The sequence below is a fragment of the Streptomyces sp. Je 1-332 genome, from assembly GCF_040730185.1.
GTDB lineage: Bacteria > Actinomycetota > Actinomycetes > Streptomycetales > Streptomycetaceae > Streptomyces.
On sequence record NZ_CP160402.1, the window covers coordinates 7,612,981 to 7,625,767 of the forward strand.

Sequence of the window (12,787 nt, forward strand, 5' to 3'; positions counted from 1 at the left end):
GGACGCCGCGCAGGGCGTACGCGCCACGGAGGGGCTGACGCATGACCGAACCGACGCTGATCCGCACCGGACCGATCCGCTACGCCACCGCGCAGCGCTTCGCCCGCCCGAGCCCCGCGCCGGACCCGGACCCGGATCAGACCCCGGACCGGACCCGCTCCCAGACCCCGGGCCGCCGCACGTCCAGCGGTGAGATCTGCCCGCAACTGCCCTCCAGGCTGGACGCGGTGATGGGCCCGCCCCTCGACCGCCACCCGCACGGCGAGGACTGCCTGAACCTGTCGATCACGACACCTGCACGCGACGCCGGGGCCCGCCCGGTGCTCGTTTGGCTGCACGGCGGCGGGTTCAGCAGCGGGGCCGGGCTGCTGGACTGGTACGACGGCGGCGCTCTCGCCGCCCAGGGCGATGTAGTGGTCGTCGGCGTCAACTACCGCCTCGGCGCGCTCGGATACCTCTGCCTCGACGGGATCAGCGAAGGCAACCTCGGCCTGTACGACCAGCTGGCGGCCCTGCGCTGGGTCGCCGCGCACATCGCCGCGTACGGGGGAGACCCCGGCAACGTCACGGTGGCGGGCCAGTCGGCCGGCGCACTGTCCATCCGCCTCCTCCTCGACATGCCGGAGGCCACGGGACTCTTCCGCCGCGCGATCCTGCAGAGCGCCCCGCTCGCGCTCGCGGCACGCCCTCGTGAAGACGCCCAGGCGCTGGGCCGTATGTTCGCGGAGTTCCTCGCCACGGACCCGCGCACCGCTGACGTATCCGCGATCCTGGCGGCCCAGCGCGAGACCGCCCTGGCCAACCTGAGCCGCTCCGGCAGCACGATGGAACCCGCGTTCACCCCGGTCGAGTTCCTCGGCTCCGACCCGTCTTCCGGGTCCTTCGAGGAGAACGTACGGGGGCTCGACATCCTGTACGGCTGGAATCTGGACGACATGTCCGCGTTCCCCGGCGAGGGCGACGAAACGGCGGCCCTGACCCGCCGCGTCTACGAGGAACCCCTGGGCCGCTTCGGGTTGCGCGCGGCACGGGCGGGCGCTCGGGTTCACACGTACCGCCTGGACTGGCGTCCCGCCGGATCGGCGTTCGGCGCGACCCACTGCCTCGAACTCCCACTCCTCTTCGGGTCGCGCGAGGCATGGCGGGCGTCACCGATGCTCGGGGCGGTGCCCTGGGAGGACGTGGACTCGCTCGGCTCGAAGCTGCGGGCCGCCTGGATCACGTTCGCCCGCACCGGAACGCCGGGTCCGATGTCCGCCCCGCTGCACCAGGGGAAGGTGCCCGGATAGCCGAGGGCCGCACGTAAAAGGAGACCAGGACCCCAGAGGCAAAGGAGACCAGGACCCCAGGGGACCGAAAATCTCCGCATTGTGGGGTGGGCTGAGGGCCGGTCGGGCGAAATAAGTAGTGCTTGCCCGTGCCGCGGGGCCCGTCCCGTGCTACTGTGATCGTAGTTGCAGTTGTGGTTCCCATAAGACTTCAAGTGCCTTTGGTGGATCTATTCCGCCGGGCACTTTTGTATTTCCGGGAGAAGTTTTCCCGGACGGGGCAATCAACGTGGCGACGCCGGGGTTCGCACAGTGCGGGTCCCGGAGCTTGCCCCGAAGGAGATATTTAGTATGGCTACTGGCACCGTGAAGTGGTTCAACTCGGAAAAGGGCTTCGGCTTCATCGAGCAGGAGGGTGGCGGCCCGGACGTCTTCGCCCACTACTCGAACATCGCCACCCAGGGCTTCCGTGAGCTTCAGGAAGGCCAGAAGGTGAGCTTCGATGTCACTCAGGGCCAGAAGGGCCCGCAGGCGGAGAACATCGTTCCCGCCTGACGCTGAAGCGTAAGACGACGCTGGTGCCCGCGCCTCAAGGCGCGGGCACCAGCTCGTTGCTGTTTACAGAAGTTTGTCTTGAAGTTTGTCTTTTATTCGGCTCGTGCTTGCAATTCGTTCGGTTGAAATCCGCCGAGAATTCCTCGATGCGTGCCATATCGAGGAAGGTTCTCCATGAACCGTTCAGCTCGCACGAACGACCGCTATTCCAGTCCCCGCAACAGCGGCGGCTCCCGCGGCGCCAACCCCCGCAAGGGCGGTGGCGCCCGCCCCGGCAACCGCCCCGGCGGCCAGGGACGCCGACCCGCGGCGCCCCAGGGAGAGTTCGCCCTGCCGGTCACCATCACCCCGGGCCTGCCCGCGGCGGAGACCTTCGCCGAACTCGACATGCCGGCCCCGCTGTTGAAGACGCTCACCGGCCTCGACGTGACCGAGCCGTTCCCGATCCAGGCGGCCACGCTGCCGAACGCCCTCGCGGGACGTGACGTACTGGGCCGTGGCCGTACCGGTTCCGGCAAGACCCTCGCCTTCGGGCTCCCGCTCCTCGTGCGCACCGCCGGTCAGCGCGCCGAGTCGAAGCGGCCCCTGGCCCTGGTCCTCGTTCCCACCCGGGAACTCGCCCAGCAGGTCACCGAGGCACTCACTCCGTACGCCCGGTCGCTGAAGCTGCGTATCGCCACGGTGGTCGGTGGCATGTCGATCGGCAGGCAGGCCGGTGCGCTGCGCACCGGTGCCGAGGTCGTCGTCGCCACCCCGGGGCGCCTCAAGGACCTCATCGAGCGCAAGGACTGCCGCCTGGACCGGGTGAGCATCACCGTCCTCGACGAGGCCGACCAGATGGCCGACATGGGCTTCATGCCGCAGGTCACCGAACTGCTCGACCAGGTGCGCCCCGACGGCCAGCGGATGCTGTTCTCGGCCACCCTCGACCGCAATGTCGACCTTCTGGTGCGCAGCTACCTCCATGACCCGGTCGTCCACTCGGTCGACCCCTCCAAGGGCGCGGTCACGACGATGGAGCACCACGAGCTGCACGTGCACGGCGCCGACAAGATGGCGACCGCCACCGAGATCGCGGCCCGTGACGGCCGGGTGATCATGTTCCTGGACACCAAGCACGCCGTCGACCAGTTCACCAAGCACCTGATGGGCAGCGGCGTACGAGCCGCCGCGCTGCACGGCGGCAAGTCGCAGCCCCAGCGCACCCGCACCCTCGCCCAGTTCAAGACCGGCGCGGTGACGGTCCTGGTGGCCACCAACGTCGCGGCCCGCGGCATCCATGTCGACAACCTCGACCTGGTGGTCAACGTCGACCCTCCCATCGACCACAAGGACTACCTCCACCGCGGCGGCCGCACGGCACGCGCCGGTGAGTCCGGCAGTGTCGTCACCCTGGTGACGCCGAACCAGCGCCGCGACATGAGCCGCCTGATGTCCGCCGCCGGGATCAGGCCCAAGGTCACCCAAGTGCGGTCCGGGGAAGCCGAGTTGAGCCGCATCACCGGTGCGCAGAAGCCCTCCGGTGTGCCGATCGCCGGCAGCGCGCCCAGCACTGAGCGCCCCAAGCGCGGTGGCGCCCCCTTCCGCGGGATGGGCACGCGGCCGGGCCAGCCCGGCCGTTCCGGGGGAGGCTCCCGACGGACCGCCGAATCCCGCGAGATGGCTGAGGCCCGCAAGGCCGCCCGCGTGCGTCGCGCTGCCTGAGCGGAGTTCTTGACCTCCGGGTCAAGAACGGCCTAGGCTCCTGTTCATGGGGAGGCCGAAGCAGTTCGATCCAGATGCCGCCGTCGAGCGGGCCATGGACGTGTTCTGGCGCAAGGGGTATGCCGCCACCACGCCTCAGGATCTCGTGGACGCGCTCGGCATCGGCAAAGGTAGTCTCTACAACACCTTCGGCAGCAAACACGCCCTGTTCGAGCGGGCGTTGCGTCGCTACCGCGACAGTCAGGCCGCTGCTCTGGTCGAGATGCTCGAGGGGTCGGGGCCCGTGAAGGAGCGGGTGCGCGAGGCTCTGTTGCTGCTCGTCGAGATGGACCTCGCCGACCCGGACCGGCGCGGCTGCATGGCGGTGAACACCGCCGCGGAGCTGGCCGGGACGGACGAGGTGGCGGCCGACCTTGTCCGGCGCATGCTGGACCGCACCGAGGAGGCTTTCTCCGCGCTGCTGGAGAAGGGGCAGCGGGCGGGGGAGATCTCCTCCACCCGTGACGCACGCGCTATCGGGAGTCAGCTGCTCGCCACGGTCGTCGGCCTACGGCTGATGGCGCGGGTCGCGGAAGGGCCGGAGCGTCTCGGCCGGGTGATCGACGCGACGGTCGACTCCCTCTGATCTTTTCCCTCTAGGCGGTACTGGTCCCCGGCGTGTACCCATGTTTTGTACCTGTAGGTCAATAAGAGGCCAGTCAACAGGCGTAGGTCAACAACTGTGTGTGAAGGAGCTGGAAAAGCATGAAGCTCGACCTCAACGGCAAGACCGCCGTCGTCACCGGTGCCAGCCGCGGGATCGGCCTGGCCACTGTCCGGGTGCTGATCGACGAGGGGGTGCGCGTGGTGGGCGCGGCCCGCACCATCACCCCCGAGCTCAAGGAGTCGGGAGCCTTTGCCGTGTCGGCGGACCTCAGCAGCCCGGAGGGGGTGGCCGAGCTCATGGACGGTGCCTTCGGCGAACTGGGCGGCGTCGACCTGCTGGTGAACAACGTCGGCGCGGGTGACGCCGTGGAGCCGGTCGGCTTTCTCGACACCGATGACGCGCAGTGGCAGGGCGTCTTCGACCTCAACCTGCTCAGCGCCGTCCGCGTCAGTCGCGCCGCGCTGCCGAGCCTGATCGAGCGCCGCGGCGCGATCGTCAACGTATCCTCCATCAACTCCCGCCTCCCCGCGGCCGGTCCCGTCGCCTACAGTGCGGCCAAGGCTGCGCTCACCTCGCTGGGCAAGTCGCTGGCCGAGGAGTTCGGGCCGCGGGGTGTCCGCGTCAACACCGTCTCGCCCGGCGTGGTGCGCACCGCCATCTGGGAGGACCCGGACGGTTTCGGCGGCAAGGTCGCGGCCGGAGCCGGGGCCGAGCACGGGGAGTTCCTCGCGCAGATCCCGACGGCGTTCAACATCACCAGTGGACGGATCACCGAGCCCGGGGAAGTGGCATCGCTGATCACGTTCCTGCTCTCGGACGTGGCGGGCAACATCACCGGTGCGGATCACGTGATCGACGGGGGCACGGTCAAGACGGTCTGACTGGTGTCCGCTGCTTCCGTGTTCGCCGCCTGAGTCCGCCTGCCCCGCGTCCGCCTGCCTGCGTCCACTACCTATATGGCCAGCTGGTTTGCCTAAAGGTATTAGGCAGTTGCATAATCGGTTAGGCCGAGGGAGAGGAAGGGCATGGTTCGTGCAGGACTGACCGTGGAGCGCCTGGCCAGGGCCGGGGCGGAGCTGGCCGACGAGGTCGGCTTCGAGCAGGTGACCGTCTCGGCGCTCGCCAGGCGCTTCGACGTCAAGGCCGCGAGTCTGTACTCGCACCTGAAGAACTCACAGGACCTCAAGACGCGCATCGCTCTCCTCTCCCTGGAGGAACTCGCCGACCGGGGCGCGGCCGCCCTCGCGGGACGGGCCGGGAAGGACGCGCTGACCGCGCTCGCGGACGTCTACCGCGACTACGCCAGGGAGCACCCCGGGCGCTATGCCGCGGCCCAGCTGCGGCTCGACCCGGAGACGGCGGCCGCCAGCGCGGGTGTCAGGCACGCGCAGATGACGCGGGCGATCCTGCGCGGCTACGACCTGACGGAGCCGGACCAGACCCACGCGGTCCGGATGCTGGGCAGCGTCTTCCACGGCTACGTCAGCCTGGAGATGACGGGGGGCTTCAGCCACAGCGCCCCCGACTCGCAGGAGACATGGGAACGCATCCTGGACGCACTCGACGCCCTGCTGCGGAACTGGCCCGCGTCCTGACCTTTGCCCATACGGCGGATGCCCCTGGCCCCCGCGGTAGCGGCGGCGTTTCGACATGTCGGCGGCCCTCGACAACTCAGACACCCTGATCGGCAGGCGGAGACCATGCACACCGAGCACGACTGGATCATCACACCCATCACCGCGGACATCCTGCGCGGCGCCCTCGACCTGGAGCACACCGCGCACGGCGTCCTGCCGCACCGGCTGCCCGCCCGGGCCCGTGCCCAGTGCGCCGACGGACAGCTGGCCATGGCGGAGTCCCAGCCCTCCGGCGTACGACTCGTCTTCCGCTCCCGGGCCACCGCCATCGAGCTGGACGCGCTGCCCACCAAGCGCGACTACGTGGGCGCCCCGCCCCGCCCGGAGGGCCTGTACGACCTGCTCGTCGACGGCCGCCTGGCCGGTCAGGCCTCCGTGAGCGGCGGCAACACCCTGACCATCGACCTGACCACCGGGTCGACCGAGAGCCGGACGGGACCGGTCGGCACCCTCCGTTTCACCGAACTGCCCGACGGCGTCAAGGACATCGAGATCTGGCTGCCGCACAACGAGACCACCGAACTCGTCGAGCTGCGCACCGACGCGCCCATCGAGCCCGCGCCGGACCGGGACCGCAAGGTGTGGCTGCACCACGGCAGTTCGATCAGTCATGGCTCCGACGCGGCGAGTCCCACCAGTATTTGGCCCGCGCTCGCCGCGTCCCTCGGCGGGGTGGAGCTGATCAACCTGGGCCTGGGCGGCAGCGCGCTGCTCGACCCCTTCACCGCCCGCACCCTGCGGGACACCCCCGCCGACCTGATCAGCATCAAGATCGGCATCAATCTGGTCAACGCCGACCTGATGCGGTTGCGCGCCTTCGGTCCCGCCGTCCACGGCTTCCTCGACACGATCCGTGAAGGCCACCCGAGGGTGCCGCTGCTGGTCCTCTCGCCCATCCTGTGCCCCATGCACGAGGACACGCCCGGCCCCAGCGCGCCGGACTTCGGCGACCTCGGCTCCGGGCGGCTGCTGTTCCGCGCCATGGGGGATCCGGCGGAGCGCGCGAGCGGGAAGCTGACGCTGAGTGTCATCCGCGAGGAGCTGGCCCGGATCGTGGAGCAGCGGGCGGCCGAGGACCCCCACCTGCACTACCTCGACGGCCGTGAGCTGTACGGGGATGCGGACACCGCCGAGCTTCCGCTGCCGGACCAGATCCACCCGGACGCAGCCACCCACCGTCGTATGGGCGAACGCTTCGCCAAGCTGGCCTTTGCCGCCGACGGGGCGTTCGGCGCGACTGCGGGCGGCCGAGGGGCGTGAAGCCGCCGATCGCGGTGAGGCCGGTCCCGCGCCGCAGCGCAGGGGCTCACCCCAAGTCGGCGCGCCCCTTGGCCCCTTGGGTCATCAACCACTGGACGACGTCGTCGGCGCCTTGCGTGCGGGCGATGTCGAGGGCTGTCATGTCGTCGTAGCCGATCCAGTTCACCTCGGCGCCCTGCTGCAACAGAAGCCTGGCGGTGGGAAGTTGGCCGCCGTGGCAAGCGCCCCAGAAGGCGCTGGTGATCGCGGAACCGGTGGGGGACTCCGGCGCGGCGAGGAAGGCCTCCACCTGGACGAGCAGGCCAAGGGTCGCGGCATCCTGCAGGTCCGCTCGGGCACCGTGCTCCAGAAGGCGCCGCGCCGCCCGCCACTGGCCGAAGCCCCGCGCGTCCGCGAGCGGGGTGCCGCCGCCGATGACGGCTCCGTGCGCCTCGATGTCGGCGCCCGCGGCGATGAGCGCGTCCAGCGCGGTGACGTCGTCGCTGCTGGCGGCCCAGTGCAGCGGAGTCTCGTCGTGGGCGCCGACGAAACGGGCGTTGGGGTCGGCGCCCGCGGCGACGAGGGTGGCGATGACCTCGTCGGCGCGTGGGTGGTGGCCGGGCCAGTCGGTGGCAATGTGAAGGAGGCTGCGCCGGCCGGCGGCGGGACCGTCCTGGCTGATCAGGCTGGTGGCCAGCGCGGGCTGGTCGGCCAGGAGTTGACGCAGCGCACGGACGTCGCCCTTCCGGATCACCTCGGTCACCGAAACTGCCAGGGGATCCAGGGAGTTGAGAATGTCCACGAGGGGGCGGCCTCCTGCTCGTTCGGTTTGGTCCGGACCTGTTGACGGCAGGTCTGGATCACTTTACGGGCACCCCGCACCGTGCACGTCTTTCCGGAGGCATCCGGTGGCATCGTGCGATCCGGTGGCTGTCAGGTGGGCTTGGGTGAGCCGAGGATCGACGTGTCCAGTGGTCCCAGGGTGACGACCGACTCTGAGATGCCGGAGGTCCAGACGGTGTCACATATGGTGCAGGTGAAGCGGTTGGAGAGGCCGTCCGTGTGGCGGCCGCAGCTCGGGCACTGCTCCGTGGTGAAATACGCGTCTGCCATGGCTGGGCACCTGTCACTAGGCTTTCCAGGGCGAGTTCGCCGGATGCCCGAAATGAAACCTGCCGGCCGATGCCGGTGCCGTGTGTGGAGACGTCTAACCTCTCTGGGGAGACGTCAGATGCCCTGTGCATCCACACTGAGGAGGCGATGGTGCTCGGAAGGAGCACGCGGTTGCTCGCGGGCGCCATGACCGTGGCCTGCATGGTGTTCGTCGGCCCCAGCGCGCCGAGCGACGCCCTCTTCGACAGGTCGCAGCCCGTCGATGCCGTCAAGGACGTCGTACCGAACCGGGTCCTGACGTGGAACATCTGCAACCCCTGCGAAGAGAGCGACGTCGACCGGGCCGCGGAGATCGCCAGGTACGCGCCCCAGGTCATCGGCCTGCAAGAAGCGTGTGTGGGGGACGTCGAGAGGATCCGGGAGTACCTGGAGTACCTGCACGGGCTTGTCTACCACGTCGAGTACGGCTCGGTGCTGACCAGTTGGGGCCGTTGCGGGGGAGTGCCCTGGAGCCCTGGCGGCTTCGGGCAGGCGATCCTGTCGGCGGCGCCGATGACAGACCGCGTGAACGTGGAGTATCCCGACGGCGGATCCGAGGACCGTGGGTACATGGCGGTCACCACGAAGGTGGGCGGCCGGTCCGTCCGGGTCTTCAACACGCACCTCGCCCAGCGACAGCAAGAAGCGGTTCGAGCGAAACAGGCCCGTGTACTCGCCACGGCGGTCGCCCGGCACGACCGCGCGATCGTCCTCGGCGACTTCAACGCCGTGCCCGAGGCTCCCGAACTCACCCCGGTATGGGAACTGGCCACGGACACGGACCCGCAGTGCCGGCCCTCGCTCGCAGGCACCTGCGAGACGACCACCGACTGGCACGCCAAGTTCGACTACGTCTTCCTGCGAGGCATCGCCGCGCGCGGACACCGCGTGGAACCCACCTCGTACTCGGACCACGACCTGCTGTACACCGACCTCGACCTGTCTTGATCGCTCTTGGTCCTTGGTCGGTTCGTCAACGCGGGTGGGTCGAACCGCGCTTGGCCGTCCGAGTCTCGGTGGGCATCGTGCTGCTGGAAGCCACGACCCGGCCCGTCCGGGTACCCGAGAGCGCCGCGAGCGCCACTGCCGCCAGGGCGAGAGCGGCGCCCGCGACGGTGGCCGTCGTCACCTGCGTATCACCGTGCGGGAGCAGGAGGTCGAGGGTGAGCGAGCCGACCAACTGGCCGGTGATCGTGCACAGTCCGAGCAGCAGGACGCCGAGCTTCTGCACCGCGGCGACCGCGATGGTGATGAAGGAGATGCCGACCAGGCCGCCGAGATAGAGGTACGGCTCGGTCGGCAGACCCGCGGGAACGCCGACGGCCACGGCATGCACCAGGAAGATCACGCTCAACGCGCCCGTACCGGCGACGAAGTTGAAGAACGTCCCCGTGTACGCCGATCCGGCGGCGTTCTTCACGTGCCCGTTCACCGCTTGCTGCCAACTCACGCACACGCCCGCGACCAGCGGCAGCAACAGCATCAAGTACGGGAACCCGCCGCCCAGTTTGTCCGCCATCGACAGGCCTACGGCGGCGAGCACGAGCACCGCGCCGACGACCCTGCGCCGGGTGGGCCGCTGCGGTCCGGCAGGGCCGAGTCCCATCCGGTCGAAGAGCATGCCCCCGGTGACCTGGCCCGCGACGATCGCGACCGTGAACAGCGCGACTCCGAGCGCTCCGACGGTCAGCCCCTGCGCGAGCAGGAAGGCCGCTCCTCCGAAGCCGCCGAGGACCTGCCACCACTTGAGCCGCTTGTTGCGTACGTCCGCCAGCACCAGGCCGACTCCGCGGCGCGGCGCGCGGAGCACGAGGAGCCCGAGGCTCAGCACCACGAACCCCGAGCCGAACGAGATCACCGCGGCTGCGAACCCGTCGCCCGCGAGCCCGGCGGCGAGCTCGCCGGTGATACGGGCCTGGAGGGATATCAGGGTGCCGGAGAAGACGGCGAGGAGCAGCCAAGGGGCTGCGGCGGCGGGCATGTGCGTACTACCTCGGGGCGTGGGCGTGGGCGTGGGCGTGGGCCTGGGCGGGAGCGGGGGAGAGAGTGCCCCGGAGGCGCCTGGTAAATCGCGGCCGGGCCCGTACCTCTCCAGCTGATCAGTTCCTTTCTAACTGATCAGCCCGTCGTCGGACAGGTCGGGCCGGATGGCGAGACAGCCCGGGAGCGGGTGCCCGTCCGATCAGATCAGGACTTCACGATGCGGCGGACGTTCTCGATGCTTCCGCAGTCCGCCTTGAGGTGCTTGTCGCGCTCCCTCGTGAAAGCGGTGCCCAGTTCCTCGCGGCGGTCCATGGCCACGTTCTCGCGTGCGCCGTTCAAGATCGTCCGCTCCTCCTCGTCGGTGTGGTGGGTCACCGCCTCGACGAGTTTCTCCAGCTTCTCGTCCCAGTCGTCGGAGCCGACGTCCTCCACTTCGAGGAGGGCGAGCAGCGCCTCGTTGCCTTCCTCATGTTCCTCGACGCCGTGTTCGACCTCTTCGTTGTCGATGTCCCGGTAGCGCCTGAGGGCGGGGTAGACCTCGGCCTCTTCCGCGAGTGCGTGCGCGATGAGCAGGTCGGCGAACTTTTTCAGGGCATCGGCGCGTTCGGCCTCCACGCTGCGCATGTCGCGGAACAGGTCCTCCATCCGCCGGTGATCATCGAGGATCAGCTCGACGACGTCCGTTGCGGTTGCCTTGTCCGGCATGTCGGGGCTCCTTCTCAGCAGGGGCAGAGGGGTCACCGCATGTGAGCGGCTTCATGGCGAGCGACTTCGTACTGATACCTAGCGCGCTCACTCGCTCACGAGGTGCCTCGTGTACCCGGCCGCCGCGTGTGTCACTCCTGCGGCGCAGTGGGGCGTACGGGGGGCTGAGGAAAGATCACCGAGAGCTGCGGGGGGAGCCGGCTCCCTGGACGCCGGAGGCCGGTTCGCCGGCCAGGGCGATGTGGGCCGTGACGCGTTTACCTGCCGGTTCGAGGTGGACGTGGAAGTTCTGGGCGACGGCCTTGACGATCTCCAGACCGTGCCCACCGATCCTGTGCGGGTCCTCGGGGCGGGCGACGGGGCTGGCGCGGGCGCTGTCGTGGACGGTCACCGCCACCGTCGAGTCCACGATGCGGAGCTCCATCAGCATCGGGCCGGGAGCGTACTTGCGGGCGTTCGTGACCAGCTCGCTGACCACCAGCTGCGTCAGGTCCATCGCACGGGCGGAGACGGGGACGTCCTGGTCCGCCTGGGCGCGGGTGAGGAAGTCGAGGGCGAGGTGACGTGCTTCCGCGATGGAGGAATCCCCGTCGTTCAAGGGGACGGCGACAGCCATGGGATGAGCTGCCGACGACCCCTCGCTGCCCCTACCGGCTGACTCCATTCCCTCTCCACCTTCGTCCCCGCGTCCCCGTTTCTGCCCACCTACCCTGCTGGACGCGACACATTCTGCTCCGGCCCGGATCGATAATCCGTTCGAGCGTGGCGGTCTGTCCGAGGCGTCGGGCAGACCGTCGGCGCATGCTCGGGGCCCGCGCCGCACCAGCGAGTGCAGTCGAGAACATGGTGACAGACGCGCGGCAAGGAAACCTGGCTCTTGAAACCGAACCCGTCGCAAGGGACACGTGACCGCTGGTACGGCGGCCTGCCTGGCGTGGTCGGGCGACCTGGCCCCAGAGGGCCGGGCGCCCCTGCCCCGGTGGACCAGATCTTCCCCCCCACCCCACGGCTCAGGGTCGAAAGAACTCCGTCATCACGCCGGCCCGCCGACAGTGGGATCGTCCTGCCCGGTGCTCCGGCCGGCGCCGGCGGATCGCAGCGCCGCCAGCGCCCTGTCCGCGTGCGTGCTCATCCGGAATTCGCTGCGGACCACTTCGAGCACGCGCCGGTCCGGTCCGATGACGAAGGTGGCCCGCTTGGTCGGCAGGGGGCCGAAGCCGCGTGCCACGCCGAACCGGCCGCGCACCACGCCCTCCGGGTCGGACAGCAGCGGGAACCCGAACGTGTGCAGCCCCGCGAACTCACGCTGGCGCTCGACGGCGTCCGAGCTGATCCCCACCGGCCTTGCGCCCACCGCGGCGAACTCGGCTGCCAGGTCCCGGAAGTGGCACGCCTGGGCGGTGCAGCCGGGGGTCATCGCCGCCGGGTAGAAGAAGACCACCACCGGGCCTTCGGACAGGAGCGCCGAGAGGGTCGTGGGCGTGCCCGTCTCGTCGGGCAGGGTGAAGTCATCGACGAGGGAGCCGACTTGCACGCGGGTCATCGCTGAGCTCCTTGGCCGGGGTGGAGGCGGGCGGGCGAGAACATGAGGCTCCTGACGGCTCGGGATCGCGTGGCAGCGTGGGACGCGATACTACTCGGCGGTAAGAAGCCGGGGGTTCGGCTTGGTTCGCCCCCGGGGGCGCGGACGCGGGCTAGGGCGAGGGCGGGGGGCTCGCGGCGGTTGGCGGGTAGCGGCTGACCGGCTGACGGCTGACGGCTGCCTGGCCGATGGCCGCTAGATCGCCGTCTGGCGGTCTGGCGGTTTCGCGGTCTCGCCGTCTGGCGCCCTCGCGGTCTGGCCGTCTGGCGGTCTCGCGGTTTGGCCGTCTCGCCGTCGGGCGGGCTTGCCCTGGCGC

At 69.8% G+C, this 12,787-nt stretch carries 14 protein-coding genes; 8 read left to right on the top strand and 6 right to left on the bottom strand.

Features of this window, described 5'->3' with window-relative positions:
• Positions 1 to 41 precede the first annotated feature (41 nt).
• From ABXJ52_RS34260 to ABXJ52_RS34290, 7 genes are all read left to right on the top strand, one after another.
• Entirely contained in the window at positions 42 to 1,289 is a 1,248-nt protein-coding gene (locus ABXJ52_RS34260; protein ID WP_367047589.1) for a carboxylesterase family protein, read from the top strand.
• A 330-nt stretch (positions 1,290 to 1,619) separates the two neighbouring features.
• Positions 1,620 to 1,823 (top strand): cold-shock protein, encoded by a 204-nt coding sequence (locus tag ABXJ52_RS34265; protein WP_030689787.1) that lies wholly within the window; start codon positions 1,620 to 1,622, stop codon positions 1,821 to 1,823.
• Positions 1,824 to 1,997: 174 nt separating this feature from the next.
• Positions 1,998 to 3,527, top strand: coding sequence for a DEAD/DEAH box helicase (locus ABXJ52_RS34270; protein WP_367047591.1), 1,530 nt, complete (start codon positions 1,998 to 2,000; stop codon positions 3,525 to 3,527).
• A 46-nt stretch (positions 3,528 to 3,573) separates the two neighbouring features.
• Complete coding sequence (locus tag ABXJ52_RS34275; RefSeq protein ID WP_367047593.1) at positions 3,574 to 4,152, top strand: TetR/AcrR family transcriptional regulator; 579 nt, start codon at positions 3,574 to 3,576, stop codon at positions 4,150 to 4,152.
• A 119-nt stretch (positions 4,153 to 4,271) separates the two neighbouring features.
• On the top strand, positions 4,272 to 5,054 hold the full coding sequence (locus tag ABXJ52_RS34280) for an oxidoreductase (protein WP_367047594.1): 783 nt from the start codon (positions 4,272 to 4,274) through the stop codon (positions 5,052 to 5,054).
• A gap of 144 nt (positions 5,055 to 5,198) precedes the next feature.
• A complete protein-coding gene (locus tag ABXJ52_RS34285) occupies positions 5,199 to 5,768 on the top strand; it encodes a WHG domain-containing protein (protein ID WP_367047596.1) in 570 nt (189 codons plus the stop codon).
• Positions 5,769 to 5,873: 105 nt separating this feature from the next.
• Positions 5,874 to 7,070, top strand: coding sequence for a GDSL-type esterase/lipase family protein (locus tag ABXJ52_RS34290; protein WP_367047598.1), 1,197 nt, complete (start codon positions 5,874 to 5,876; stop codon positions 7,068 to 7,070).
• 46 nt (positions 7,071 to 7,116) lie between these two features.
• Here the strand turns inward: ABXJ52_RS34290 and ABXJ52_RS34295 are convergent, their stop codons facing one another.
• Both ABXJ52_RS34295 and ABXJ52_RS34300 read right to left on the bottom strand, forming a co-directional pair.
• Positions 7,117 to 7,851, bottom strand: a complete 735-nt coding sequence (locus ABXJ52_RS34295; protein ID WP_367047599.1) for an ankyrin repeat domain-containing protein — start codon at positions 7,849 to 7,851, stop codon at positions 7,117 to 7,119.
• A 131-nt stretch (positions 7,852 to 7,982) separates the two neighbouring features.
• The gene (locus ABXJ52_RS34300; protein ID WP_367047601.1) at positions 7,983 to 8,162 is read right to left on the bottom strand and encodes a hypothetical protein; all 180 of its coding nucleotides are present in this window, start codon (positions 8,160 to 8,162) and stop codon (positions 7,983 to 7,985) included.
• Between the two features lie 147 nt (positions 8,163 to 8,309).
• Between ABXJ52_RS34300 and ABXJ52_RS34305 the strand changes: the two genes are divergently transcribed.
• Positions 8,310 to 9,149 carry an endonuclease/exonuclease/phosphatase family protein gene (locus ABXJ52_RS34305; protein ID WP_367047603.1) on the top strand — a complete coding sequence of 280 codons (840 nt, stop codon included), beginning with the start codon at positions 8,310 to 8,312 and terminating at the stop codon, positions 9,147 to 9,149.
• Between the two features lie 25 nt (positions 9,150 to 9,174).
• Here the strand turns inward: ABXJ52_RS34305 and ABXJ52_RS34310 are convergent, their stop codons facing one another.
• The 4 genes from ABXJ52_RS34310 to ABXJ52_RS34325 all read right to left on the bottom strand — a co-directional run bounded on the left by ABXJ52_RS34310 (position 9,175) and on the right by ABXJ52_RS34325 (position 12,432).
• On the bottom strand, positions 9,175 to 10,182 hold the full coding sequence (locus tag ABXJ52_RS34310; protein WP_367047605.1) for a DMT family transporter: 1,008 nt from the start codon (positions 10,180 to 10,182) through the stop codon (positions 9,175 to 9,177).
• A 206-nt stretch (positions 10,183 to 10,388) separates the two neighbouring features.
• Positions 10,389 to 10,889: a hemerythrin domain-containing protein gene (locus ABXJ52_RS34315; protein WP_367047607.1), complete on the bottom strand. Its 501-nt coding sequence runs from the start codon at positions 10,887 to 10,889 to the stop codon at positions 10,389 to 10,391.
• A gap of 175 nt (positions 10,890 to 11,064) precedes the next feature.
• Complete coding sequence (locus tag ABXJ52_RS34320; RefSeq protein ID WP_367047609.1) at positions 11,065 to 11,505, bottom strand: ATP-binding protein; 441 nt, start codon at positions 11,503 to 11,505, stop codon at positions 11,065 to 11,067.
• Positions 11,506 to 11,922: 417 nt separating this feature from the next.
• Positions 11,923 to 12,432 carry a peroxiredoxin gene (locus ABXJ52_RS34325; protein ID WP_367047610.1) on the bottom strand — a complete coding sequence of 170 codons (510 nt, stop codon included), beginning with the start codon at positions 12,430 to 12,432 and terminating at the stop codon, positions 11,923 to 11,925.
• Positions 12,433 to 12,787: the final 355 nt, after the last annotated feature.

Bases quoted from the DNA above. Each gene is read 5' to 3' on its own strand.
- ABXJ52_RS34260 (WP_367047589.1), top strand. From the start codon at position 42: ATGACCGAACCGACGCTGATCCGCACCGGACCGATCCGCTACGCCACC.
- ABXJ52_RS34265 (WP_030689787.1), top strand. From the start codon at position 1,620: ATGGCTACTGGCACCGTGAAGTGGTTCAACTCGGAAAAGGGCTTCGGC.
- ABXJ52_RS34270 (WP_367047591.1), top strand. From the start codon at position 1,998: ATGAACCGTTCAGCTCGCACGAACGACCGCTATTCCAGTCCCCGCAAC.
- ABXJ52_RS34275 (WP_367047593.1), top strand. From the start codon at position 3,574: ATGGGGAGGCCGAAGCAGTTCGATCCAGATGCCGCCGTCGAGCGGGCC.
- ABXJ52_RS34280 (WP_367047594.1), top strand. From the start codon at position 4,272: ATGAAGCTCGACCTCAACGGCAAGACCGCCGTCGTCACCGGTGCCAGC.
- ABXJ52_RS34285 (WP_367047596.1), top strand. From the start codon at position 5,199: ATGGTTCGTGCAGGACTGACCGTGGAGCGCCTGGCCAGGGCCGGGGCG.
- ABXJ52_RS34290 (WP_367047598.1), top strand. From the start codon at position 5,874: ATGCACACCGAGCACGACTGGATCATCACACCCATCACCGCGGACATC.
- ABXJ52_RS34300 (WP_367047601.1), bottom strand. From the start codon at position 8,162: ATGGCAGACGCGTATTTCACCACGGAGCAGTGCCCGAGCTGCGGCCGC.
- ABXJ52_RS34305 (WP_367047603.1), top strand. From the start codon at position 8,310: ATGGTGCTCGGAAGGAGCACGCGGTTGCTCGCGGGCGCCATGACCGTG.
- ABXJ52_RS34310 (WP_367047605.1), bottom strand. From the start codon at position 10,182: ATGCCCGCCGCCGCAGCCCCTTGGCTGCTCCTCGCCGTCTTCTCCGGC.
- ABXJ52_RS34315 (WP_367047607.1), bottom strand. From the start codon at position 10,889: ATGCCGGACAAGGCAACCGCAACGGACGTCGTCGAGCTGATCCTCGAT.
- ABXJ52_RS34320 (WP_367047609.1), bottom strand. From the start codon at position 11,505: ATGGCTGTCGCCGTCCCCTTGAACGACGGGGATTCCTCCATCGCGGAA.
- ABXJ52_RS34325 (WP_367047610.1), bottom strand. From the start codon at position 12,432: ATGACCCGCGTGCAAGTCGGCTCCCTCGTCGATGACTTCACCCTGCCC.